This is a genomic window from Nocardioides sp. WS12 (assembly GCF_014108865.1).
Taxonomy (GTDB): domain Bacteria; phylum Actinomycetota; class Actinomycetes; order Propionibacteriales; family Nocardioidaceae; genus Nocardioides.
Genome location: NZ_CP053928.1, coordinates 1,736,084 through 1,758,457, shown reverse-complemented (window position 1 = coordinate 1,758,457; position 22,374 = coordinate 1,736,084). Strand labels below are relative to the sequence as shown.

Below are 22,374 nucleotides of genomic sequence, written 5' to 3'. Positions count from 1 at the left end.
CTTCGTCACTGGACACCACCCAACAGGTCGCCGAGTCCGTCGACCTCGTTGATGGTGGCACCGGGCACGGCCCTGCGCCCGAGTCCCGCTGTCGGTTCGTCGACGGCCTGCGCCCCGCGCACGTTGCCCTGGGACCGCGGCGCCGTACAACCGGCCTTCGTGTTCAGCGGCTTGCCTTCGGTGGCATCGGTGCCCCGCCGCTTCGCCGTGCCACTGTAGCCAGCGACGCATGGCAACGGATCGAAGAACGTCGGCACCAGGCCGAGGTTGATGCCCTGCGAACTCGTGGTCGCCCAACCGACACTGACGATCTCCGGGAGGCGGATCATCGCGTCGCGCACCCCGTTGGAGTTGACCCCGAAGACGGTCGCGGTCGAGACCAGGTTGTTCATCAGGATCGCCAGCGGTTGGCCGACGTCGTGGATGAGCAGGCTCAGTTCCCTGGTGGCACCGGGGGTGTTGCCGATCAGGGTGCGCAGGTCCGCGTCGGAGTCGGCCAGGGTCGCCGCGAACAGGGCCAGATCGTTGCTCCACGCGCGGATCGCCGTACTCGACTCCTCCTGGGTGCGCAGCACCTGGCGGGAGTTGCGGATGAGTGACGCGCTGACCAGGAAGTTGTCGTCGGCGGCCTTCTGGAACGACTGCGAGGTCTCCAGCAACCGGGACATGTCCTCACCGAGTCCCCGCGAGAGCAGGTACCCCTCGTCGATCACGGTGGTGAGGTCGTCCGACGGCAGTGACCCGGCCAGGTCGCGACCGGACCGCAGCACCTCGGACAGGTCCTGCGGCACCGACTCGATGCCACCGCTCAGGTGGTCGCCGTCGGCGAGCACCTTGTCGGTGTCGGCGCCGCGGAGGTCGAGGTACTGCTCACCGATCGCTGACCGGTTCCGGACCTGGACCGTCGAATCGGCCGGAATCTCGGGGGCATCCGGCTTCATCTCGATCGTGGCCTCCACCCCGTCCCTGGTGGGCGTGAGGTCGGTGACCTCACCGACCTGGACGCCGCGGTAGGTGACTTCGGAGTTCACGAACAGGCCACCGGCCTCGGGGAGCGCGACGGTCACCTGGTAGCCGTTGCTGAACGGCGTGAAGCCGACGTACATCGCCCCGAGGTAGCTGGTGCCGAGCAGGGCGACCAGCACGAACATGCCGAGCTTCACATGGACGGTGCGGGTGAGTTGCTGCATCACTGACTCCCTTCACTGATGCCACCGGAGGCGCTGTCCGACGAGCCCGGGGTGGGGCTGTCGCTCGTCGACGGATCGGTGGGACTCCCACTGGGCGTCCCACTGCTCCCCGGATCCGAGGGGCTGCCCGACCCGCTCTCGGACGGCACGATCGACGGCCCGGGCAGGCTGGGCGTACCAAGACCGGGCGTCGCGCTGTCGGTCGACGGCAGCATGGTCGGCGGCAGGTCCCCGGGGACACTGGATCTGGGACTCACCGCCGACCCGCCGCCCGGCTGCGGCCAGGCGCAGCCGATCGCCGCACACCCCGCAGGAAGGGTGCGGAAGTTCGTCGTCATGAAGACGTTCAGGTAGTCGCCCCGGATCGCGCCGAACACGGAGTCCGGGAACGGGTAGGTCAGCAGGATCTCCAGCGAGTGCGGCAGGTCGCTGCCCGCCTTCGCCAGTTGGCGCAGGATCGGCTCGAGGGCCTTGAAGTCCGCGACGATGTCCTTCTGTGACGCGTTCAGGGTGCTCACCGTGACCTTGGACAGCTTGTCGAGCGCGGTGAGCATCCGGGTCAGTTGCGGGCGCTGCTCGACCAGCACCTTCATGCCGGGCGACAACTTCTCCAGCACGTTCGCGATCTGGTCGCGGTCGCCTTCGAGGGACTCCCCCAACTTCGCGAGGCCGTCGATGGCACCGGTGATGGCGCTCTTGCGGCGATCGAGGACCCCGACGAAACGGCTCGTCTCCTCGAGGAACGCCTTGATCTCTCCGGTCTGACCGCCGTTGACCTCCTGCAGCTCACGGGAGATCTCCTGGAACTGCCCGATCCCACCACCGTTGAGGACCAGCGACAGAGCACCGAGGACCTGTTCGGCCGTGGCCGCAGCGTCGGTCTCCCCGGTCTTGAGGAGGGCGCCGTCGGCCAGCGCACCGCCTGTGCTGCTGGGGCCTCCGGCCTCGGGGCGGACCAGGGCGACGTACTTCTCACCCAGCAGGGAGGTCTGCTGGAGCCGGGCGGTGGTGGCCGCGGGCAGGTCGATGTCGGAGCGCACCTCCATCTCCACCAGGGCCGTGCGGCCGTCGTCGGCCAGGGTCACCTCCGAGATCCGGCCGACCGCGACGTTGTCGACCTTGACGCTCGACTGGGGCACCAGGTCGAGCACGTCCTCGAACTCGGCACTGATGGTGATCGGGTCATCGCCCAGGTCCGCGCCACCCGGGAGCGGTGCGTCGTAGACGCCGCCGCTGAGGACACCACACCCACTGAGGCTGAGGCCGAGTACGGCCACCCCTGCGGCCGTCGTACGACGGAAGCTGCCGGAGATCCGCATGCTCATTGCCCTCCGTCCACGCCGGGCAGCATCACCGGGGGCGCATCAGCGGACGAACGTGCGGTCTTGCCGTCCTCGGTCCAGACCGTCAGTTCGTTGAGGTTGCCGCGGCCACTGATCGTGTTGGTGCGGGGGTCGTAGGCGTTCAGGAAGTTCTGCAGGGCCAGCGGAATGGTGCGCACCGCCTCGTCGATCGACTTCCTCTGGTTGACCAGGACCCGGGTCGGGCCGAGCAGGCCGTCGACGCTCTTCTTCAGCGCCGCACGGTTGTCGTGGACGAAGCCTTCGAGCAGGGCCATCGCATCGCCGAGCTCGAGGATCGCGGCTGACATGTTCTCGCGGTCCTCGGCGAGGTACTGGGCAACCACCGCCAGCTGCTTGTTGGCCCCGAGCACGCCGGTGTCGTTCTTGAGCAGCGTGGTGTTGAGGGTGTCGAGGTGGCTCACGGTGTCGAAGAAGTCCTTGTCGAAGCCGTCGATCGTGGCCGACGCGTCGGAGAAGTCCGACAGCATCGTGTTGATGTCGGCGCCCTGACCGTCGAGGTTCTTCGCCATCGTGGTGAGGAAGTCCGACAGTGCTCCGTCGCGGTTGGCGCCGTTGGGACCCATCGCATCGCTGACGTCGACGAGGCTCTCGTACATCTCGTCGATCTCCACGGGTACCGCCGTCTTCGCGATCGTGGCGCCGTCCTTGAGAGCGGGGCCGCCGTCCCACGGTTCGGTGAGCTGGACGTAGCGGTCGCTGACCAGGGTCGGTGCGACGACGACGGCGCCGGTGTTCTTCGCGACCTTCTGGCCCTCGTCGAGCTCGATGGTCACCAGCACGCCGTCACCTCGCGGTTCGACCGCGGTCACCACGCCGACCGGGACGCCGAGGATCTGCACGTCGGACCCGGGATAGAGCCCGACCGTGGCGTCGAACTCGGCGGTGAACTCGGTCGTGTCGCGCAGCAACCGCAGGCCGACCACGACCCCGGTCACGACGAGCGCAATGCCCGTGGCGATGGCGATCCAGCGGATCCTGGACGTTGTCGTCGCGTTCATCGGGCGCCTCCCGGCTTGCAGTCGCGGACCACGTCGTTGTCGAGCACCGGCGCATCGTCGGCGTCGAAGAGACCGCAGATGTAGGAGTCGATCCACTTGCCGTTGCCCATGGCCGAGGTGAGCATCCGGTAGTACGGCCCGAGCACCTTCAGCGCGTCGTTGAGGTGGGTCTGGTTGGCCCGCAGTACGGCGGACACGCGATCGAGCTTCTTCAGGGCAGGAGTCAGCTGCTTCTCGTTGTCCCGCACCAGGCCCTGGAGTTCCTTGCCGAGCGCCGCCGTGCTCCGCAGCATCGTGCGGATCGACTCGCGCCGGTTGGCCAGCTCGGTGAGCAGCAGGTTGCCGTCGGACACCAGCGCGCCGAGCTCCTCGTTGCGGGTGGCGAGGGTGCCGGTGACCTTGTTGGTCGAGGCGAACAGCTTCCCCAGTTCGTCGTCGCGGCTGGAGATGGTCCGCGACAACCGCGACAGTCCGTCGACCATGCCCTTCACCGACTCCGGAGTGTTGGCGAACACCTCGGACATGGTGTTCAGGCTCTCCTCGAGCTGGGCCGTGTCGATCTCGCCGATCGTCGAGGACAGGTCGGAGAAGGCCGCGTTGACGTCGTACGGCGTCGTGGTGTGCTCGAGCGGAATCGGACCGTCGAGCGCCTCGGTGCCGAGTGGGTCGATGGACAGGAACTTCTTGCCGAGCAGGGTCTTGATCTTGACCGCAGCAGTCGACTGGTCGCCGACCTCGACACCCTTGACCCGGAAGGTGACCAGCACCTGCTTGCCGACGAGTTCGATGTCGGTCACCTTGCCGACCTTGACCCCGGCAACCCGGACCTCGTCGCCGGCGTGCAGCCCGGCGGTCTCGGCGAGGTAGGCCTGGTGGCGGTCGCCACCGCCGATGACCGGCAGGTCCTCGGCGTAGAACGTCGCGAAGAAGGTGGCGACGAGGGCGGTGAGGCCGATCACCGCGATCACCACGCGGTTGCGTTCGGCGAAGGAGGTCGAATAGCGCTTGGTCATCACTTGCACCTCCCGGCGACGGGCTGGACGCCCAGATCGCCGTAGTAGCCCTCGGGGAGCGGGATCCGACCCTCGATGGAGCAGACGTAGAAGTTCACCCAGGAGCCGTAGCTGCTCAGTCGACCGACCCGGTCGAGCTTGGTGGGCAGGGTCTGGAGGAACTTGGCGATGACCTCGTCGTTGTCGGCCAGGACGGCGGACAGGTCGCCCAGCGCCTTGATCGAGCCCTTGAGCGGCGCGCGGCCTTCCTGGAGCAGACCGGCAACGCTGCTGGACAGGTCGCTCATCCCCTCGATGGTGGAGCCGATGGTCTCGCGGTCCTCCGCGAGTCCGCTGACCAGTTGCTGCAGGGTGACCAGGGTCGTGTCGAGCTGGCCGGAGCGTTCTTCGACGACGCCGAGCACCGAGCTCAGGTTGGTGATCAGGTCACCGATCACCTGGTCGCGGTCGGCCAGCGTCGAGGTCAGGCTGGCGGTGCTGCTGAGCAGGCCCTCGACAGTGGGGCCCTCGCCCTGGAAGACGGCGATGATCTGCCCCGACAGTTCGTTGACGTCGTTGGGGTCCAGCAACCGGAAGAGCGGCTGGAACCCGTTGAACAGGACGGTGAGGTCGAGGGCCGGTTGCGTGTCGTCGAGGTCGAAGACGTGGCCAGCAGCCAGTCGCTTGCCGGGTACGTCGGCCGGCTGGACGGCGATGTAGCGCTGGCCGACGAGGTTGCGGAACCGCAGTTCTGCGGTGGATCCCTCGCTCAGCGGCGCGCTCTCGGCCACCGTGAACCTCACGCGTGCGATCCGGTCGTCGGTGACCTCGATCCCGGTGACGGTGCCGACCTTCACTCCTGCCATGCGGACGTCGTCGCCCTTGTTGAGGCTCGTGGCGTCGGTGAACAGGGCGACGTACTCGTCGTTCGGTCCGCTGCTGCTGTTGCGGATCGTGCCGGCCAGCGCCAGCGTCGCGAGGATCGTGGCGATGGCGAAGACCAGTGACTTGGTCAGCGTCGTGGCGAGCTTCCGGTTGCGGCTCATCGGACCTCCACCTCGGCTCCGCGGAGCAACGGTCCGACCAGCAGGCTGCCCCAGGCGGGGTAGGCGCGCGGGCTGACGCCGACGGTCGGCGCCATCAACTCGGCGATCAACTGGTTCTCGGCAGGCGAGTTGGCCTCACCGAGGCCGGCACCGGCCGCGAACGTGTTGCGGATCCGGTCGCTCGGCGGGGGCGGCACCTGCTCGGGCGTGTCCGCGGAGGCGACAGGACGGTTCCCAACGGGCTTGACGCTGCCGTCCTGGTAGGGACAACGGGGCTTGCCCTGCGTGGCGTAGCGCGGGTCGTCGCGACCGAGCAGGTACTTCCCGCGCGACGGCGTCACGTTCAGCACCACGTGCACGCCGGGCTCGTTGGTGCCCTTGCCCAGGGTCTTGTCCATCACCGGGATGAAGTCGCGCAGCGACTTGAACAGGCAGGGGAACTGCGCGGCGTACAGCGCCACCGCCTCCAGTGCACGGCGGCTCTGCTCCGACAACACGGTGATCGTGGACTGGTTCGCGGCGACGTACTCGCGGGCGTCGTCGGCCGCGACGATCACGTTGGCGAACAGGTCGTTCACCTCGGTGCGCTGGTCGACCAGGGTCGCCGACGTGGTGGTCATGCTGTCGAGCGCGTCGACCAGGTCGGGCGCGGCGACGGCGTACGTCTGCGCCACGCGGCCGAAGGATTCGAGGTCGTCCATCATCTGCGGCGCGAGCGGGTTCAGCTTGTGGAGGTAGTCGCCCCAGGCGACCATCGTCGTGCCGATGTCGGCACCGTTGCCGCGCAGCATGAGGGCGAGTTCGCCGAGCGTCGCGGAGAGCTTGTCGGGCTGGATCGCCTGCAGGACGGGCAACAACTGGTCGAAGACCTCCTCGAGCTCGACGGCGGAGGACGAGGAGTCCTGGGCGATCGTGTCGCCCGCTTCGAGAGCCTTGCCCTTGGTCGACGGGACCATGAGGGCGACGTACCGCTCGCCGAACAGCGTCTTGGGCAGCAACCGGGCCGTGGTCGTCGTCGACAGTTCGTCGAGGACGTCGGGCTGGAGCGCGAGGGTGAGCGTCGCTCCCCCGTCGCGCGGTTCGATCTTGTCGACCGTGCCGACGGGTACGCCGTTGAGCTTCACGTCGGAGCCTTCGAGGAGGGCGTTGCCGAGAGTCCCCGTGGTGAGGGTGATCTCGGACCGGTCGGCGAACACCTGGTTGTAGGCCAGCCAGGTGCCGGCGAGGATCGCCAGCACCAGCGCGATGTAGCCGAGGCCGAGGGCGGCGTCGCGGGCGCGGCCCAGGCTCATCGAATGGGTCATGGGCGCGCTCATCCGGCGATCCTCACCGTCGTCGTGGTGCCCCACATCGCCATCGACAGCGCCAGGTCCAGCAGCGCGACGACGACCAGCGTGCGTCGTACGGAATGACCGACGGCCAGGCCCACGCCGGCCGGTCCGCCCTTGGCGTAGTACCCGAGCCGGCAGTGGATCAGGATGATCAACACCGCGAAGACGAGCACCTTGCCGAAGGACAGCAGGATGTCGCCCGGTGGCAGGAAGAGCTGGAAGTAGTGGTCGTAGGTGCCCGCGGACTGGCCGCGCAGTTGCACGGTGACCAACCGGCTCCCGAAGTACGACGTCAGCAACCCGATCACGTAGAGCGGGATGATCGCGATGAAGCCCGCGACGACCCGGGTCGAGACGAGGAACGGGACGGCATCGAGTCCGATCACCTTGACCGCGTCGATCTCCTCACTGATCCGCATGGCACCCAGTTGCGCGGTGAAGCCCGCGCCGACGGTGGCCGACATGGCGAGGGCCGCGACGAGCGGCGCGATCTCGCGGGTGTTGAAGTAGGCGGAGATGAAGCCGTTGAGGGCGCTGGTGCCGATCTGGTCGAGCGCGGCGTAGCCCTGCAGCCCGACGACGGTGCCGACGAACAGGCTCATGCCGGTCATCACCCCGACGGTGCCGCCGATGACGGCGAGCGCGCCGGTGCCGAAGCTGACCTCGGACAGGACCCGCCAGATCTCCTTGGGGTAGAGCCGGATCGCCTTGGGGATGCCGGCGATGACCGTGCCGTAGAACCGGACGTCGCGGCCGCTCTGGACCAGGCCGTCGAGGCGGCGGTCCCACCACGGGCGCTTGGGTACGACGACCTGGCCGGGCTTGCGGCTGGGCGGCCGTCCCCAGGTGGGCGGAATGCCCCCCTTGCCTGGCGGGCCGGTCGGTGGTCGGGTGCCGATCGCCATCTCAGGCTCCCTTCCCGGGGACGAGCTCGAGGTAGAGCGTGGTGATCACGAAGTTCACGAAGAACAGCAACAGGAAGGTCACGACGACCGACTGGTTGACCGACTCCCCCACGCCCTTCGGCCCGGGGCGGGTGTTGAGGCCCCGGTAGGCCGCGACGACACCGGCGAGGAAGCCGAAGATGACGGCCTTGAGCTCGCCGACCCACAGGTCGGAGATCTGCGCAAGCGCCGTGAAGCTGGCGAGGTACGCACCCGGCGTACCGCCTTGCACGACGACGTTGAAGAAGTAGCCACCCAGGACACCGACCACGGACACCAGTCCGTTGAGGAGCACGGCCGCCATCACGCAGGCGAGCACGCGGGGGACGACGAGTTGTTGCACGGGATCGATGCCGATCACCCTCATGGCGTCGATCTCGTCGCGGATGGTCCGCGAGCCGAGGTCGGCACAGATGGCCGCACCTCCTGCTCCCGCGATCACCAGCGTGGTGACGATCGGCGCTGCCTGTTGTACGACGGCCAGGACCGAGGCCGCGCCGGTGAACGACTGCGCGCCGACCTGGACGGTGAGGGTGCCGAGCTGGAGGGCGATCACGGCGCCGAACGGGATCGCGATCAACATCGCGGGGACCCAGGACACGCTGGTGACGAACCAGAACTGGTCGAGCAATTCGCGGGCCGCGAACGGCCGGCGGAAGGTGGCGCGGATCGTGTCGAGGGCCAGCGCGAAGAAAGCACCGACCTGGTCGAGCGAGCGCGAGACGGGGTCGGGACGCTTCACGGAAGGTGGTCGATCTACCTCCTCGTCGTCGGCGATGTACAGCGCCGACTCCCCCGAAGCGACTCTCCGGGCGTGCCGTTCGGTGGCCGGACGCGGGAGGCCGCTGGCAGGCAGCAACTGGCGCGGCAGCACCTCGATGGCCCGGGCACCGGCACGCACCATCGTGTGGGCACCGACGGCGTCGGCCGGGTACCCGTACGCGTCGAGCACCGGCGCGTTGACGCTGTGGTCGACCTCCTCGCTCATCCCGATCGGGCCGACCGGGTCGCCGGCCATGAACTGGGAGACGACCGGGTGGTCGGTGAGCAGGAACTGCTCACGCGGTCCGTACATCACCAGCTGGCGCCGGTAGAGCATGCCGAGGTTGTCGGGCAGGGTGCGCGCCAGTTCGATGTTGTGCGTGACGACCAGCATGGTCGCGTCGGTCTGGGCGTTCACGTCGAGCAGCAGTTGCGCGAGGTTCGCCGTACGGACGGGGTCGAGGCCGGAGTCAGGCTCGTCGCACAGGATGATCTCGGGCTCGGTGACCAGCGAGCGGGCGAGGCCGGCACGCTTGCGCATGCCGCCAGAGATCTCGCCCGGGAGCTTGTGCTCCTGCCCCAGGAGTCCGACCATGTCGAGCTTGTTCAGGGCGATCTGGCGCACCTCCGCCTCGGTCTTGCGGGTGTGGGCCCGCAGCGGGAACGCGACGTTGTCGTAGACACTCATCGACCCGAAGAGGGCGCCGTCCTGGAAGAGGACGCCGAACTTCTTGCGCAGGTCGAGCCGGTGCGACTCCTTGGCCGTCACCATGTCGACGCCGTTGACGAGACAACTGCCGTACTCCGGGCGGAGCAGGCCCATCAGCGACTTGAGGAAGACCGACTTGCCCGTCCCCGACGGGCCGAGCAGCGCCGTGATCTCACCCGGCGCGAGCGTCAGCGTGACGTCGCTCCAGATGTTCTGGGAACCGAAGCTCTTGGTGAGTCCGGTGACCTCAACGGTGCCGCCCATGGCGGGTCTCCTGCCTGTCGGTGTTGATGCGGGTGTTCATGGCGCGACCGCGGGGTCGCTGCTGGTGGTCGTGGCGGTGCTGGGCTCGGTGGGTTCGCTGGTCGGCTCGGTCGGGTCCGTGGGGCCGGTGGGCGACTCGGTGGGATCAGTGGGCGACTCGGTCGGCTCGGTGGTCGGCTCGCTGATCGGCTCAGTCGGATCCGTGGTCGGGTCGCTGCTCTCGGACGTCGGCTCCGACGGCCGGGGCGTCAGCGCAGCCGACCCCGTCTCCGTCGAGGCACGGGGCAGCACCGGCCGGGCCTGGACGTCATCGCATTCGCAGAGCTCGGGCAACACGGGCAACGGACCGATGGGCACCACCGGGACGGGCAGCAGTGCCGCCTCCTTCTCGTACTGCCGGATCAGCGCGAGGACGGTGCGGACGAAGCCGGGCGCCGGGTGGTACGCCGAGAGTGCCGGCACCAGCTCCCACAGGCTGACGAGGTCACGTCCACCGGCACAGAGCAGGACCGCTGCCGCCAGGGCGGCGTCGTCGACGTCCTGCGGATTGCGGACCCCGTCGTCGTCGGCGTCGACAGCCACGACGGCCCAGGTGGCGGGCAGCAGTCGCATCGGACCGACGGGCGCGTCCCGGAGTTCGTTGCCGTCGACCTTGCCGAGGTCGGTGTCCGGGATGTCGAGGAGCTCTCCCACGGCGGGGCCGCGCCCGTGGTCGGACTCGACGCGGCCGATGGCGGCGAGCACCGTCCAGTCGAGTCCGCAGTCCGAAGCCGCGGTCATGATCGCCGCGGCCCGCTGGTAGGCGGCCACGGCGGCCGGCGGGGCGGAGCCGAGCGACCCCGGGAAGTCGCTCGGCTCGCCGACCGCCTGCCGTCGTACGACGACCGCGGGTTCCACCGCGACCGCCGGAACCGCGTCGGAGACGAGGGCTGTTGCCTGGGAGGTCGCCTCCGACCGTTCCGGCGTCGCGGGGGCTGGATCGGCCGATGCGACCCGGAGGACCTGGACCGCTCCCCCGACCAGACCGGTCGTCGCGAGGAGGACGCCGAGCACGACGGTGAGCACGGTGCGTGCCCGGTTCCCCCGCAGAATGCGGTGGAACGCCTTCGTTGCCCGAGACATCGATTCCCTCTCCCGTGACGGCCGTCACTCGGCCTGCGGCTAGTCAAGGCGGATGGCGAGACCGGGGCTAGGGGCTCGACGCAATCGATCCCCGCACCACACGGATGTTGTGATGCGCGTGACAACTTTTGCGCCGCCTACGTGCCGATCCGTCTGAGCGCCCCGTCATGACCAGCGGCCACCCGGCACCGTCTCGAGACACCGAAACCGCCATCCCTGTTGGGGAGTGGCGGTTCCGATGGGGGCCGCTGTGGGCGCGGCGTCAGGACAGCGTCAGCGGCCCGCTGCCGGCGGTTGGGATGTTGGTGAGATACCCACCCATCACCATCGCGTCGCCGGGAAGAAGATCGATCGTGACGCACATGGTGCCGACAACTGAGGTGATCACGAGATCGGAACTCGTCGGCGTCCATCTCTGCGTCGACGGGATGAAGGTGCCGTCAACTGTCCCTTCGAACCGCCAGACGAAATTGACGTGTGACACCTTGATACTCACCTCAGCGAGCCGGGCCGTCCACGAGGTTCCCGACCCCGCAAGCACTTCAAGATCCCAAATCGGCTGTGAGGGTAGTCGGGCCCATGATCGGGTTCGAGCACGTGTGCGTGAGCACCCCGAGATCGGCAGCCGTCGCGCCGAAGGTTCGGCTGGTCCCAGGCGAGACCACCTGACCCGCGACGTCGAACTGGCTGCACGTGACTGTCTGATTCGCCGGCACGTTCGTGAACCAGACACTCGTCCCGACCAGATTGAGCGATGGCTCACCGGTCGGGGTGTAGTCGGTCGTGGCCCGGGCGCTGGTGGCGGACGCCGCAATCACCGTGACCGACGCTACTGCGACGGTGACACAACGCACGGCCCGGGAGAGCGTGGATTTCATCGGAGGTCCTCAGGAGAAGCTCAGCGGGACACTGCCCGCGGGTGGGACATTGGTGAGCGAACCCGAGATCACGATCTCGTCGCCGGGCAGGAAGTCGATCGTCACGCACATCGAGCCGACCACTCCGGTGATGACCAGCGCCGACGTCGTCGGCGTCCACTGCTGGGTCGCTGTGTCGAAGAGGCCGTCCGCCTGTCCTTCGAAGGTCCACTCGCAGTTGGCCCAGGCCGCCGTCCCTGACACGTCGACGAGCCGGACCCTCCAACTGGACGTCGCACTGGCATCAAGCACCGCCAAGTTCCACGAGACGTCGAAGGAGATCGAGCCCATGAGCGGATGGGAGCAGGTCTCCGACGGGGTGCCAAGACCGACGGCTGTCGTGCCGAGCGGACGGCTCATTCCCGGGGACGTCACGGTGCCGGGAACGGTGAACTGGGAACAGGTGATCGTCTGAGCGGCGGGAACGTTGGTGATGGCGATGTTCGTTCCCTGCAGCTTCACAGCCGGCCCACCGGTCGGTGTGTAGTCAGTCGTGGCCCAGACGCTGGTGGCGGATGCCGCAATCACCGTGACCGACGCTACCGCGACGGTGACGCAACGCATGGCCCGAGAAAGAGTGGAGTTCATCGAGGAGTCCTCAGGAGAAGCTCAGCGGGACACTGCCCGCAGGCGAGATGTTGGTGAGCTGGCCGTTCAGTTCCATGTGGTCGCCGACCTGGAAGTCAAAGGTGGTGCAGGAACTGCCCACCACCAATGTGACGACCAGATCGGAGGTGATTGGAGTGAAGCGCTGGGTCACGATGTCGAACGTGCCGTCCACGGATCCCTCGAAGGCTTGGTCACAGTTGACCGCGGACAGGGTCATGTCCACCTGATCCAACCTCGTCGGCCACGAAGTACCGCTCGGCGATCCGGTGATGGAAAGTCCCCAATCAGGGTCGACATCAAAATCCACAAGCCCGAAGACCGGATGGGTGCAGTTGTCGGTCAGCGCGCCCAGGTCGACCGCTTCGCTGTTGAAAGCGCGGCTCGTGCCCGGCGCCGCGACCTGACCGGCGGCGTCGAGGCGCGAGCAGGAGTACGTCTGGAGGGCTTCGACGTTGGTGAAGGTGACGCTGCTGCCGACGAAGTTGGTTCCCGGCCCGCCGGTCGGCGTGTAGTCCGTGGTGGCCTCAGCGTTCCCCGACGTCACAGTGACCAGAGTCAGCGAGAACGCGGTGGCCGCGACAACCCGACGGGCAGCTGCTGTCTGCGCCCGCACGTCACTCATCCCCGTTGGGAAGCGGTGGCCGATCGCCCAACGGGGGAACCGGGAGGGGACAGCGTCCGCTTGCATCGCATGCCTCAAGATTGTTGAGGTCGAACCCGCTGTCCCAGAACCTGGCCTGTCCCTGCATCACGCGGAGCGGATTGTTGGGCCCCGAAGCCATCGCCGTGATGAGTGGGTCCAGGTCGTCGCCGACGCCACAGCCGGTGAAGGGAGGAATCGTCACACCCGTCGACGGCGGGATGACGCGCCCTTGCAGTTCCACGTAGAACGGATCGTCCAGCCGCCCAAGGGAGCCCACATGCGCCCCGTCGTAGGCCAAGAGCCTTCCGCCCGAACCCGGGAAGTAGCCACCCGATGCCGGGTCTCCCCACAAGGCCAGGTCGGCAGGTCGTTCGGTGCGGCACGAAGGGCCTAGAGGAACAGGCACGCCATCGACCTTCAGGTCACTCAACCGGATCTCGACTTGCCCCTCGACCAGCGAGTCGGCCGAAGCGCCCACCTGCGCTGGATCGCAGCCGCCTGATGACTGCCAGGTGTGGGCCACCAGCGGCTTCACTCGCGCACCTGCCTGAGGAACCCGCAGGGTCAGGGTTGCCGTCGCAGGCATCGAACCGAACGCCACCAGCCTGACGTCGGTACGGGCCACCAGACCCACGTCGACTCCACCGCCCGGCAGCTTGGACATCGGAAAGATGTAGCTCCTGAAGTACTGGCCCTTCCGCTGGGTGTTGATGTCGTCGGTCGCACATGCCGGTTGGAAGAAGGGGTTGGGCACACAGCGGCGCCCTCGCGCACACTGCGACACAGTGGAGGTGGGGTTGTCCGTCGGCGTGTTGTACATGAACACGTACACGGCGGCCCACATCGGAGTGTCGGTGCCCATGGTGATGTACGTCTTGGACCGTCTGACCACCGTGCCCTGCGAAAGAGCGGCGACCGCCTGGCTCGTCGTCAACTCCTTCACCGCCGGGAGGTCATCCAACCCGGGCGCAGGGTCACCGGGCGCACTGCTGCTCGGCGTGGACAGCAACAGCGACACCACAGCCACCAGGCACGCAACAGCGACGGCATTGCGCCGGATGGAACCGGGGCGCGGGGTTCGATTTCGCATGATGACTGCTGACCTCCGAGTGGGCTGATGGGGACGGTAGTACACAAATCACCGAAGGCCGGTGGTGCAGGTCGGAGAATCCGACGTGCACCACCGGCTCCAGTTCAGGACACCGACGTCACGGGTTGGAGATGTCCAGCGCCGCGCTGCCGGAGGGCGGGGTGTTGGTCCAGCTGCCACCCACTGCGACGTTGTCGCCGGACTGGAGGTCCAGCGTCACGCACATGCTCCCGGTCGGGGCACCGGCGCCGCTGTCGATGGTCAGGCCCGATGCTCCCGCGTTGGGCGTGAAGACCTGGGTGCTGTCGTTGAACGTGCCGTTCACCTCACCGGACGCGCTGAAGTCACAGTTCACGGCGGACACGTCGGCAGACACGTTCTTCAGCTTGGCCGGCCACGACGATCCGGTGGCGTCACCGGTGATCGCGACGGTCCACGTTCCGTTCGGCGTCACGGTCGTCGGTCCCGCGAGCGGGTGCGAACAGCCGCTCGACGAGAGGGTTCCGAGGGTGCCGCCGTCGGCGCCGTACGCACGGCTCGATCCCGAGCTGATGATCGATCCGCTCAGGTCGAACTGCGTACAGGTGAGTGTTTGTCCGGCCTCGATGTCGGTGAAGCTGACGCTGCTGCCGACGAAGTTGGCGCCGGGGCCACCCGTGGGGGTGTAGGTGGTCGCAGCCTGGGCGGACGTCGCGGTCATGGCCAGGACGGCGGAGGCCGCGGCCGTGGTCACCATCATCGTGCTGGCGAACCGGTTGAGCTTCTTCATGGGGTTTCTCCTTGGGTGGTGGGGGTGTTACCTGTGGAGCAGTCGGTGGATGCAGGCATCAGGCCGGCGGGCGCGGGTTGCTCAGGCTCAGCTCGAGCGTGTTGTCGGTGCCGGGCACCAGCGAGTTGATCGGGATCGAGCCGAACCACGGGAAGAACCCGGGGATGTCGAAGAAGTTCAGCGGCGTGCAGCCGGTGAAGTTCCCGATCGTGTACGTCGCCGTGACCGGGCCGCCGGCATTGATGGTGAAGTAGCCGGTCGGCGGCGTGGTGCTGTTGTCGATCGGGCTGCTGGCGTTGATCGTGACCGGGTTGATCGTGTGGCAGTTGCTGCCCACGGCCAGCGGCCACCAGATGCCGAACACCTTCGCCTCGACGTTGCTGAGCCTGATGTCGTACTTGACCTGCGTCTCGAGGTCGAGCGCCTGCCGCGGAGACGGAAGCTTGGTCAGGGTTCCGGTGACCGGGCCGACCTGGGTCATGGTGACCGTCGCCCGGCTCGGGATGCCGAAGATGCTGAACGTCATCACCTTGCTGGGGATCGTCATCGTCCCGTCGACGATCGGCGTCGGCAGTGCTGCCGCGGTGTCGATGGTGACCTCGATCGTGGTGGGCCCGAGGGCCATGTCGGCGTCGATCTGCGCGCCGATGTGGGTCGAGCCGACGGCGTCGTACACGACGCTGAGGTGGTTCGGGTTGGTTTCGTCAGCGTGGGCCGCGGGCTGCGCGACCGCCGCCGTGGCGACGAGCAGTGCGAAGGCGCTGGCCACGACGGCCGACCGCCTGCGTGCCTGGGAAAGGACGTTCACTGGATCTCCTGGGGGTGGGGGTGCGATGCACCGTCACCGTGGGAGCCAGCGGCTTCCACGGTCAACGGAAAGGTCGGGCAACGGCCCGAAATCCGGACGCCTGCCCGGAAAACACGGTCAGGAGCGGGCCGCACGGGCAGCCACCTCCTCGCGCCAGCGCGGCAGGCTGGCGTGCAGCGCGACGACGATCGCAGCGTGGGCAGCGGGCTCGTCGATGGCCGTTCCCAGGAGCTGCTTGCCGGCCCGTAGCCGGTCGTGCGCGGTCTGTCGTGCGACGTGGTGCGTGGTCGCGATGACCGAGAGCGGTTCGCGCGACTCCAGCCAGGTCAACAGGACCTCGCCGACCTCGACCCGGCGGCTCGGTCGGAGGTCACGCAGTCCGGCGAGGTACTTCTCGACGAGGATCTCGGTCAGCGCCGGACGGCCGGCGAGCAGGAGCTCGGCAGCGACGTCGATGCACGACGTGATCGGCGCTTCGTTGCCGATGAGCCCGGCCCGCAGTCCCGCGGCGGCCTGACGGGCGAGCTGCAGCGCGTCGCCGACGTCGTACGGCGGCCGCGCGGGCCCCGTGACGACGCGCTCCCCCGGCGCGAGCGCAAGGTCATCGAGCCGGTGCTCGGGGACGAGCGCGCTCCGTCCCGTCCCCTCGACCAGGGCGTCGTCGATCGCGGCCACCGCGTGCGTCGCCCCGTTGCCCGTGATCCAGACGACCGGGGCGTACGACGCCGTGGTGTCGATGCCCGCAAGGAGGAGCAGCTCCTCGGGGACGGACCCCGACGCGAACAGCGCGCGGGCGACCATGTCGCGTCGGGCGTCCAGCCCCAGCGCCATCATCGTGTGGGCCTGTCGGTGGCCGGTCAGTGTCGCGTGCCGGACCTGGTGCAGGAACTGGCGCAGGCGGCACCGGACCAGGTCGCGCTGCTCGGGATGATCGATCCGGGCGATGACAGGATCCGCAATCCGGGACCGGTCCTCCACGACGCGCTGGAGGTCCTGGCTCAGCCGAACTGCGGAGTGACCACGCACGGCAGCGCGCCGTCCCAGACCCATCAGGACCGGACCGACCTGGCGGGCCGCATCGTCGGAGCGGCCGTCGGCAACGACGAAGGCCCGGGTCGCGGCGAGGATCGACCGGGCCACGGCCGGCGGCAGCGCGTGGTCCGCGGAGTCGAGGTCGCGACACAACGCAGCGACCAGCGCGTCGCCGTCGATGATGTCGGCCCACCCGCCGATCACGCTCCCGAGCACCACGATCTCCCTCTCGTCCCTCCGGGGCCGTCAGTGACGACCGCCACATGAGCCAGCCACAGCGCGAGCGCCCGTCGCAAGGTCCCGATCGGCCGGACAGCCGAAAGCGACGCTCCCTTGTCAGGTGGATGACAACGGCGGGTGAAGGAGCCGGGGAACCGTGTCCAGCGCCAGCGGCCACGGAGCCGAACCAGCGCTCAGCAGCCATTACTTGTCATGCGGGTGACAAATTCTCCCGTCGTTCGACCCGCGGAGGTATGTTCCACGTCACAGCGGCACGCGGAGGTGTTGGCTCCCGTCGAGCCCGCTTCGCGCAGCGTTCGGGACAGCCGCACGGGAGGGGACAACCAGATGAATTCGGACGAGACCCAGGAACGGGTCTCGTTGCCGGGCTCGGCCCAGTGGATGCTCAGCAGCCTCGAGGCAGAGGTGCGTCCGGTGGCCGAGCGGGTGACCCAGCAGGTGCGCGCGACGGTGCCGGGGCTCGATGCTCCCGACGACAGCAAGCTGCGCCATCTCGTCTTCACGGCGATCCACAACGCCATGCGGCTGTTCGTCGACGAAGCCCTCGGCCGCGAGGTCTCCTACATGCCGGTCGAGGACGCGTTCCGCAAGGTGGGCTACCGCGTCGCCGTACGCGGCCGGGACCAGGAACTCATCGACCAGGGCATGACGGTCGCAGTCGGCGAGATCCTCGACGAACTGCGCGTCCGGGCCGCGGACAACGAGCTCTCCGCGAGCGCACTGAACGCCATCAACGGGGCTGTCACCGCCTTCGTCGCACACCTGACCGCGCAGATCTCCGTCGGCTACGCCGCCGGCACCCAGGCCCGCAACACCGACACCGGACTGGCCCGCGCCCGCCTGCTCGCCGCGCTCCTCGCCGGGGACGAGGAGGAGACACAGACCCAGGCCGCGGTCGCGGCGTGGGAGGTCCCCGACTCCGTCACGGTCATCGCCGTCGACGTACGACCGGACGAACCGATCAGTGGCGACGTCCTCGGCCCCGAGGGACTGACCCGGCCGGGGCGTACCCCGCAGCCGGTGGTGTGCGCGACCGCCGACACCGACGACGTCGTGGCCGCGATGAAGGCGGTTGCCCCCCGCACCCGGATCGCGGTGTGCTGGCCGGTCCCGCGGGCGGACGCACCGGCGGCGTGGGTCTGGGCGACGCGCGCCCTGGACCTGGTGGCGGCCAAGGTGATCCCCGCGCGACCCGTGATCGACTGCGTGAAGTTCCGGACCGAGATCTGGCTGCACGCCGAGCCGGTCCTGCGCCGACAACTGGCCCAGGAACTGCTCCAGCCACTCTTCGGCGAGACCGAGAACTCCCGCGAGATCCTGTCCGAGACCCTGCTGGTCTGGCTGGAGACCCGCGACAGTGCGCCGGCGATCGCGGCCCGACTCGGTGTTCACCCGCAGACGGTGCGCTACCGCTGGAAACGGATCAACGAACTGTTCGGCGACTCGCTCCACGACCCCGACTTCGTGATCCAGCTGACCCTGCTCCTCAAGGCCAGCGTGCCGTTGTGGATCGCCGGCGACCAGAGCGACTTCCAGCGGTTCCGAGAGCAGGAGGTCGGCTGATGACCGGGGGCGTATGGGGCGCCACGATCGCGATCCTCCTGGCGGCGCTGCCCGCACTCCTTGCGTACGGCGTCCCGCTGACGCGCTGGGCGACGCGACTCCGCGGCCGGGAAGCGGGCATCTACTTCGACGACCCGACCGCGCTCCGCGTCGGGGCGAGCGTCGACACCGTGCTCCTGGACCGGTGGGGCACGGTCACGACCGGGCAACTGCGGGTCACCACCGTCGAGCCCCTCGAACCCGACCACGACCGCAACCTGCGCTGGTTCGCCGGCGCACTCGGCCATGAGTCCGAGGACCCCGTCGGCCAGGCCATCGCGCGCCTGGCCGCACGCGGCAAGGTGAGCGGGATCGAGCAGCACGACGGCGCCGGGATCAGCGGCTCGGTCGACCGGCACCCGGTGCGCGTGGGTGCGCCCGGATGGCTGGGGATGGCCGAGCGGGACGACGTCGGCGTCACCGTCGGGGTCCAGGTCGACTCCCGGCCGATCGGCTACATCACGGTCGCCGACGACGTACGGCCCGATGCTGCTGCTGCCGTGGAGCGTCTGCGAAGCGACGGCGTCGACCCGGTCCTCGTCTCGGAGGACACCGACCGCAATACCGGCCACCTGGCCGAGCTCTGCGGGATCGAGCACTGGCACGCCGGGTCACTGGCCGCGCAACGACCGGGGCTCGTGGCGGACTATCGCGGGCGGGGCCGCGTCGTTGCCGTCGCCTCCGGGTCCGCGGAGACCTCGGCCGACCTGGCACTGTCCGACGCCGAGACCGTCAGCAGCGGCATCCGGTTGCGCGACCTCGACGTCACGCGGGTCGCCCGGGCACTGGCGCTCACCCGTCGCGCCGCCCGGCGGGTGGTCGCGACCCGACGGGTCGGCCTCGTGCTCGGTGCGGTCGGCGTCGTACTCGCTGCGGTGGGGGTGCTCACCCCGGTCCTCGCCGCGGCGTACGCCGTCGTCGGCTGTGCGGTCGTGACCGTCGTTGCCGTGCGTCCCTGAGCTCAGGGAGCCGAGGTCACCTGGATCGAGTCGTCGCCACCGACGCTGACCACCCACTGCACGTCGCCGGTGTCGCGGTCGACGTCGATCCGCAGGTCGTAGGTGTAGACGTCGTCGGTCTTCGTCAGGGCGTCCTTGACGGCGGCGATCATCGTGGCGGCATCGATCGTGGAGAGGTCGAACGGAACCGGCTGGTAGCTGTCGTAGTGGCTCTTCTCGACGCGCAGCTCGTAGCCCTCGACGTAGTCATTGGTCTCGAAGTAGCGCGTCTCGCGGTTGTTGGGGTCGAAGTACTCCACCGTGAGGTCGTACTCGGAGAGGCGCACGGACACGGCGTCCTTGCCCTCGACCTTCAGCGCCTGGGCGAGACCCTCGTCGATGAAGTCCTCCGTCAACAGGGAGGTGTCGACGTCCCCGCTGATGCCTTCGTCGTCACCCGAGTTTGCCGCGACGATGATCCCGACGACGACAGCGAGGCTGACGACCACGATCAGGAAGCCCACCCAGCTGCTGAGCTTCACGCCGGCCCTGGCCTTCGGCTTCGGCGGCATGACTTTCGACGTCGAGCGCGACCTCGGTTTCGGTTTCGGCTTCGCGTTGCGAACGGCGACGGGCTGGCCGGTCTCGTCCCGCTTCTCGGCAGGGGGTTTGTATCGACTCCACCGCCGCTTGCTCGCCATGCAGAGACCCTACAAAACGCCCTTGCGCTCGGCCTCGGCCACCAGGTGTCGCACCTTCTCCAGCGAACCGCAGCCCTCGTCGATCAACTGGTTGCGGCGTGCAGACCACTTCTCGCCGAGCTCACGTCGCACCTTGTCGGACACCTCGGACCGCGCCGGCTCGATGATGCTCAACTCCTCCTCCGCAAGGTGGTGGGCGATGAGGTTGCTCAGCTCCTCGACCGCGTCGACGAAGGCCTGGGTGTCGGTGCCCTTGAGTTCGAGGACGGCGAGCAGCGCCTGGTTGCCCTCGGCGTGCTCCTCCTTGCCGTGCTCGACGTCGTGCGCGTCGACGTCGCCTGCCTTGCGGCGCAGCACCGGATAGACGATCTCCTCCTCGGCCGCGCCGTGGGCAACGAGCACATCGGCGAACGCTTGACGCACGGCGTCGCGGTCAGCGGTGGCCTGGCGCAACTGGGCCAGGAGGTGCTCGAAACGGCGGTGGTCATCGCTGATCAGGTCGAGGACGTCACCCGAAGTGGGGCGGCCCAGGTCGATTCCAGTGGTCATGGAGCCGGAGGTACCCGAAGCCCCTCGAGGTATGCGTGGACCAACGACACCGCGGACGCACCCTCGCCGCTGGCCGACGCGACCCGCTTCATCGAGCCCGAGCGGATGTCGCCGGCGGCGAAGATGCCGGGCACACAGGTCGCGAGGTTCTCCGGCGGCAGGTCGTCGACCCAGCACTCGGTGGGTACGTCACGCCCGGTCAGCACGAACCCGTGGTCATCACGTCGTACGTCGTCGGGCAGCCAGTCGCAGTGCGGAGCCGCGCCGATCAGCAGGAACAGCCCGCCCGCGTTCACCCGCTCCTCGACGCGGGTGCGGACGTCGCACAACTGCAGCCAGCCCAGCTGACCGCTGTCGTCGGGGCCGCCGTCGATGATCTCGGTGCACGACCGCACGCTGATCCGCGGGTTCCACTCGATCTCGTCGATGAGGTACTTCGACATCGTGGACGACAGGTCCTCGCGGCGGATCAGGATCGTGACCGAGCGGGCGAAGCGGGCCAGGTGGACGGCGGCCTGGCCGGCGGAGTTGCCGCCGCCGACGACGTACACGTCACGGTCCTCCATCTCGCGGGCTGCCGTCATCGCGGCGCCGTAGTGCACGCCGGTGCCGACGAGTTCCTCGAGGGGCGCGACGCCGAGGCGGCGGTAGGCGACACCGGAGGCCACCATCACGGCGCGGGCCCGCACCGACCCACCGGCGGTGACGAGGGTGTGCGGGGCGCCGTCGACGCCGGGCACCAGCTCCTCGACCGGCCATCCCGTGAAGAAGCGGGCGCCGAACCGCAGCGCCTGCACGCGGGCGCGCTGCCCCAGTCGCATCCCGGAGATCCCTCGGGGGAAGCCGAGGTAGTTGCGGATCATCGAACTCGTGCCGGCCTGTCCGCCGATCACCTCGGACTCGAGCACGATCGTGCTCAGCCCCTCCGAGGCGCCGTACACGGCGGCCGCGAGGCCCGCCGGACCAGCGCCGACGACGGCCAGGTCCACCACGGTGTCGACCTCGATGTCCGAGGGGCGCCCGTAGATCAAGGCTGCCAGTTCACGCACCGACGTCGGCGCAATGATCGGGTGCTCGGCGAAGGGCCGCGAGGACAGGTGGACCAGCGGGTACGACGGCGTGCCGTCGTAGAGCGCAAGGGCTTCCTGCCCCTGCGGGCTGTCCGGCGGGTAGGTGCGGTGTGGGAAGCCGGTCCGGTCCAGGAAGTCGCGGATGGCCAGGGCCAGCGGCGACGCATCGGGCGTGATCAACCGGACGGTGTCGATCACCGACGCGGCCACGGTCGCGCCCCAGTCGCTCAGCAGCTCGACGATCGCGTAGTGGAACTCCTCGTCGCGTCGGCCCTGCGGCAGGATGAGGTAGGTGTCGAACTTCCCCTTCTGCAAGTAGGGCCGCAGGGCTACCGAGTCGCTGGCGAAGCGCGAGATCGGGATGGCGACGACGCGGCGCGCGGTCGGCATGAGCGTGCGCCACTCGTGCATCGCCATGAGCAGGTCCTGATCGGACAACTCCGACTCGGTGACGATCATCGCGACCGCCTGCCCGCTCTCGACGGCTTCACGGAGCGCGGCCGTCGCTTGCGTCGCCGTGGTGGCGGTGCGGACGTCGTAGTCGTGCTCATAGCGAAGGAACTGCTCGGTCAGGACGTCGATCTCGTCGGCGGAGACGAGGAGGATGAGGGGATCGCTCACCGGGTTCGATGCGTTCACAGGACCAGTCTGGCGGGGCCTGTGGAAAGCGACCACCGATTGTCG

The 22,374-nt window shown here is 68.7% G+C and carries 22 protein-coding genes and 1 pseudogene; 2 read left to right on the top strand and 21 right to left on the bottom strand.

Annotation, left to right across the window (positions count from 1 at the left end):
- Positions 1-5: 5 nt before the first annotated feature.
- The 18 genes and pseudogenes from HRC28_RS08325 to HRC28_RS08245 all read right to left on the bottom strand — a co-directional run bounded on the left by HRC28_RS08325 (position 6) and on the right by HRC28_RS08245 (position 16,809).
- Complete coding sequence (locus tag HRC28_RS08325) at positions 6-1,190, bottom strand: MlaD family protein (RefSeq protein ID WP_182379652.1); 1,185 nt, start codon at positions 1,188-1,190, stop codon at positions 6-8.
- The gene (locus HRC28_RS08320) at positions 1,190-2,515 is read right to left on the bottom strand and encodes an MCE family protein (RefSeq protein ID WP_202033272.1); all 1,326 of its coding nucleotides are present in this window, start codon (positions 2,513-2,515) and stop codon (positions 1,190-1,192) included. The genes HRC28_RS08325 and HRC28_RS08320 overlap by 1 nt, the downstream gene beginning before the upstream one ends.
- On the bottom strand, positions 2,512-3,552 hold the full coding sequence (locus HRC28_RS08315; protein WP_182379651.1) for an MCE family protein: 1,041 nt from the start codon (positions 3,550-3,552) through the stop codon (positions 2,512-2,514). Before HRC28_RS08315 ends, HRC28_RS08320 begins: the two co-directional genes overlap by 4 nt.
- Positions 3,549-4,565 carry an MCE family protein gene (locus HRC28_RS08310; protein WP_182379650.1) on the bottom strand — a complete coding sequence of 339 codons (1,017 nt, stop codon included), beginning with the start codon at positions 4,563-4,565 and terminating at the stop codon, positions 3,549-3,551. Before HRC28_RS08310 ends, HRC28_RS08315 begins: the two co-directional genes overlap by 4 nt.
- Entirely contained in the window at positions 4,565-5,590 is a 1,026-nt protein-coding gene (locus tag HRC28_RS08305; RefSeq protein WP_182379649.1) for an MlaD family protein, read from the bottom strand. The genes HRC28_RS08310 and HRC28_RS08305 overlap by 1 nt, the downstream gene beginning before the upstream one ends.
- Positions 5,587-6,906, bottom strand: coding sequence for an MCE family protein (locus HRC28_RS08300; protein ID WP_182379648.1), 1,320 nt, complete (start codon positions 6,904-6,906; stop codon positions 5,587-5,589). The genes HRC28_RS08305 and HRC28_RS08300 overlap by 4 nt, the downstream gene beginning before the upstream one ends.
- Positions 6,903-7,826, bottom strand: a complete 924-nt coding sequence (locus HRC28_RS08295) for an ABC transporter permease (protein WP_182379647.1) — start codon at positions 7,824-7,826, stop codon at positions 6,903-6,905. The genes HRC28_RS08300 and HRC28_RS08295 overlap by 4 nt, the downstream gene beginning before the upstream one ends.
- A gap of 1 nt (position 7,827) precedes the next feature.
- Positions 7,828-8,607 (bottom strand): ABC transporter permease, encoded by a 780-nt coding sequence (locus HRC28_RS25125; protein WP_237111840.1) that lies wholly within the window; start codon positions 8,605-8,607, stop codon positions 7,828-7,830.
- Positions 8,608-9,111: 504 nt separating this feature from the next.
- Positions 9,112-9,600, bottom strand: a pseudogene (locus HRC28_RS25600) (ATP-binding cassette domain-containing protein); the annotation flags it as partial.
- Between the two features lie 36 nt (positions 9,601-9,636).
- Positions 9,637-10,722, bottom strand: a complete 1,086-nt coding sequence (locus HRC28_RS08285; protein WP_182379645.1) for a hypothetical protein — start codon at positions 10,720-10,722, stop codon at positions 9,637-9,639.
- Positions 10,723-10,984: 262 nt separating this feature from the next.
- On the bottom strand, positions 10,985-11,218 hold the full coding sequence (locus tag HRC28_RS08280; RefSeq protein WP_182379644.1) for a hypothetical protein: 234 nt from the start codon (positions 11,216-11,218) through the stop codon (positions 10,985-10,987).
- Positions 11,219-11,264: 46 nt separating this feature from the next.
- On the bottom strand, positions 11,265-11,600 hold the full coding sequence (locus HRC28_RS08275; protein WP_182379643.1) for a hypothetical protein: 336 nt from the start codon (positions 11,598-11,600) through the stop codon (positions 11,265-11,267).
- A gap of 9 nt (positions 11,601-11,609) precedes the next feature.
- Positions 11,610-12,227 (bottom strand): hypothetical protein, encoded by a 618-nt coding sequence (locus tag HRC28_RS08270; protein ID WP_182379642.1) that lies wholly within the window; start codon positions 12,225-12,227, stop codon positions 11,610-11,612.
- Positions 12,228-12,237: 10 nt separating this feature from the next.
- Entirely contained in the window at positions 12,238-12,870 is a 633-nt protein-coding gene (locus HRC28_RS08265) for a hypothetical protein (RefSeq protein ID WP_182379641.1), read from the bottom strand.
- Complete coding sequence (locus HRC28_RS08260) at positions 12,863-13,981, bottom strand: hypothetical protein (RefSeq protein WP_182379640.1); 1,119 nt, start codon at positions 13,979-13,981, stop codon at positions 12,863-12,865. Before HRC28_RS08260 ends, HRC28_RS08265 begins: the two co-directional genes overlap by 8 nt.
- Positions 13,982-14,099: 118 nt before the next feature.
- Entirely contained in the window at positions 14,100-14,750 is a 651-nt protein-coding gene (locus HRC28_RS08255) for a hypothetical protein (protein WP_182379639.1), read from the bottom strand.
- Between the two features lie 58 nt (positions 14,751-14,808).
- Positions 14,809-15,558, bottom strand: a complete 750-nt coding sequence (locus tag HRC28_RS08250) for a hypothetical protein (RefSeq protein WP_182379638.1) — start codon at positions 15,556-15,558, stop codon at positions 14,809-14,811.
- A 117-nt stretch (positions 15,559-15,675) separates the two neighbouring features.
- On the bottom strand, positions 15,676-16,809 hold the full coding sequence (locus HRC28_RS08245) for a helix-turn-helix domain-containing protein (RefSeq protein WP_182379637.1): 1,134 nt from the start codon (positions 16,807-16,809) through the stop codon (positions 15,676-15,678).
- 348 nt (positions 16,810-17,157) lie between these two features.
- Here HRC28_RS08245 and HRC28_RS08240 point away from each other — a divergent pair, with 348 nt between their 5' ends.
- Together HRC28_RS08240 and HRC28_RS08235 are read left to right on the top strand one after the other, a co-directional pair.
- On the top strand, positions 17,158-18,393 hold the full coding sequence (locus tag HRC28_RS08240) for a helix-turn-helix domain-containing protein (RefSeq protein WP_182379636.1): 1,236 nt from the start codon (positions 17,158-17,160) through the stop codon (positions 18,391-18,393).
- On the top strand, positions 18,393-19,391 hold the full coding sequence (locus HRC28_RS08235; protein WP_182379635.1) for an HAD family hydrolase: 999 nt from the start codon (positions 18,393-18,395) through the stop codon (positions 19,389-19,391). Before HRC28_RS08240 ends, HRC28_RS08235 begins: the two co-directional genes overlap by 1 nt.
- Before the next feature lie 2 nt (positions 19,392-19,393).
- Here HRC28_RS08235 and HRC28_RS08230 read toward each other — a convergent pair whose 3' ends face one another.
- From HRC28_RS08230 to HRC28_RS08220, 3 genes are all read right to left on the bottom strand, one after another.
- Positions 19,394-19,942 carry a hypothetical protein gene (locus HRC28_RS08230; protein WP_182379634.1) on the bottom strand — a complete coding sequence of 183 codons (549 nt, stop codon included), beginning with the start codon at positions 19,940-19,942 and terminating at the stop codon, positions 19,394-19,396.
- Positions 19,943-20,080: 138 nt separating this feature from the next.
- On the bottom strand, positions 20,081-20,620 hold the full coding sequence (locus tag HRC28_RS08225; RefSeq protein WP_182379633.1) for a hemerythrin domain-containing protein: 540 nt from the start codon (positions 20,618-20,620) through the stop codon (positions 20,081-20,083).
- Positions 20,617-22,329 (bottom strand): FAD-dependent oxidoreductase, encoded by a 1,713-nt coding sequence (locus HRC28_RS08220; protein WP_237111750.1) that lies wholly within the window; start codon positions 22,327-22,329, stop codon positions 20,617-20,619. The genes HRC28_RS08225 and HRC28_RS08220 overlap by 4 nt, the downstream gene beginning before the upstream one ends.
- Positions 22,330-22,374: the final 45 nt, after the last annotated feature.

What these genes read in the sequence shown, in the direction of transcription:
- HRC28_RS08270 (WP_182379642.1), bottom strand. Translation starts at nt 12,227, where the DNA reads ATGAACTCCACTCTTTCTCGGGCCATGCGTTGCGTCACCGTCGCGGTA.
- HRC28_RS08305 (WP_182379649.1), bottom strand. Translation starts at nt 5,590, where the DNA reads ATGAGCCGCAACCGGAAGCTCGCCACGACGCTGACCAAGTCACTGGTC.
- HRC28_RS08240 (WP_182379636.1), top strand. Translation starts at nt 17,158, where the DNA reads ATGAATTCGGACGAGACCCAGGAACGGGTCTCGTTGCCGGGCTCGGCC.
- HRC28_RS08310 (WP_182379650.1), bottom strand. Translation starts at nt 4,565, where the DNA reads ATGACCAAGCGCTATTCGACCTCCTTCGCCGAACGCAACCGCGTGGTG.
- HRC28_RS08260 (WP_182379640.1), bottom strand. Translation starts at nt 13,981, where the DNA reads ATGCGAAATCGAACCCCGCGCCCCGGTTCCATCCGGCGCAATGCCGTC.
- HRC28_RS08230 (WP_182379634.1), bottom strand. Translation starts at nt 19,942, where the DNA reads ATGCCGCCGAAGCCGAAGGCCAGGGCCGGCGTGAAGCTCAGCAGCTGG.
- HRC28_RS08315 (WP_182379651.1), bottom strand. Translation starts at nt 3,552, where the DNA reads ATGAACGCGACGACAACGTCCAGGATCCGCTGGATCGCCATCGCCACG.
- HRC28_RS08265 (WP_182379641.1), bottom strand. Translation starts at nt 12,870, where the DNA reads ATGAGTGACGTGCGGGCGCAGACAGCAGCTGCCCGTCGGGTTGTCGCG.
- HRC28_RS08235 (WP_182379635.1), top strand. Translation starts at nt 18,393, where the DNA reads ATGACCGGGGGCGTATGGGGCGCCACGATCGCGATCCTCCTGGCGGCG.
- HRC28_RS08295 (WP_182379647.1), bottom strand. Translation starts at nt 7,826, where the DNA reads ATGGCGATCGGCACCCGACCACCGACCGGCCCGCCAGGCAAGGGGGGC.
- HRC28_RS08320 (WP_202033272.1), bottom strand. Translation starts at nt 2,515, where the DNA reads ATGAGCATGCGGATCTCCGGCAGCTTCCGTCGTACGACGGCCGCAGGG.
- HRC28_RS08325 (WP_182379652.1), bottom strand. Translation starts at nt 1,190, where the DNA reads ATGCAGCAACTCACCCGCACCGTCCATGTGAAGCTCGGCATGTTCGTG.
- HRC28_RS08285 (WP_182379645.1), bottom strand. Translation starts at nt 10,722, where the DNA reads ATGTCTCGGGCAACGAAGGCGTTCCACCGCATTCTGCGGGGGAACCGG.
- HRC28_RS08300 (WP_182379648.1), bottom strand. Translation starts at nt 6,906, where the DNA reads ATGAGCGCGCCCATGACCCATTCGATGAGCCTGGGCCGCGCCCGCGAC.
- HRC28_RS08225 (WP_182379633.1), bottom strand. Translation starts at nt 20,620, where the DNA reads ATGACCACTGGAATCGACCTGGGCCGCCCCACTTCGGGTGACGTCCTC.
- HRC28_RS08275 (WP_182379643.1), bottom strand. Translation starts at nt 11,600, where the DNA reads ATGAAATCCACGCTCTCCCGGGCCGTGCGTTGTGTCACCGTCGCAGTA.
- HRC28_RS08255 (WP_182379639.1), bottom strand. Translation starts at nt 14,750, where the DNA reads ATGAAGAAGCTCAACCGGTTCGCCAGCACGATGATGGTGACCACGGCC.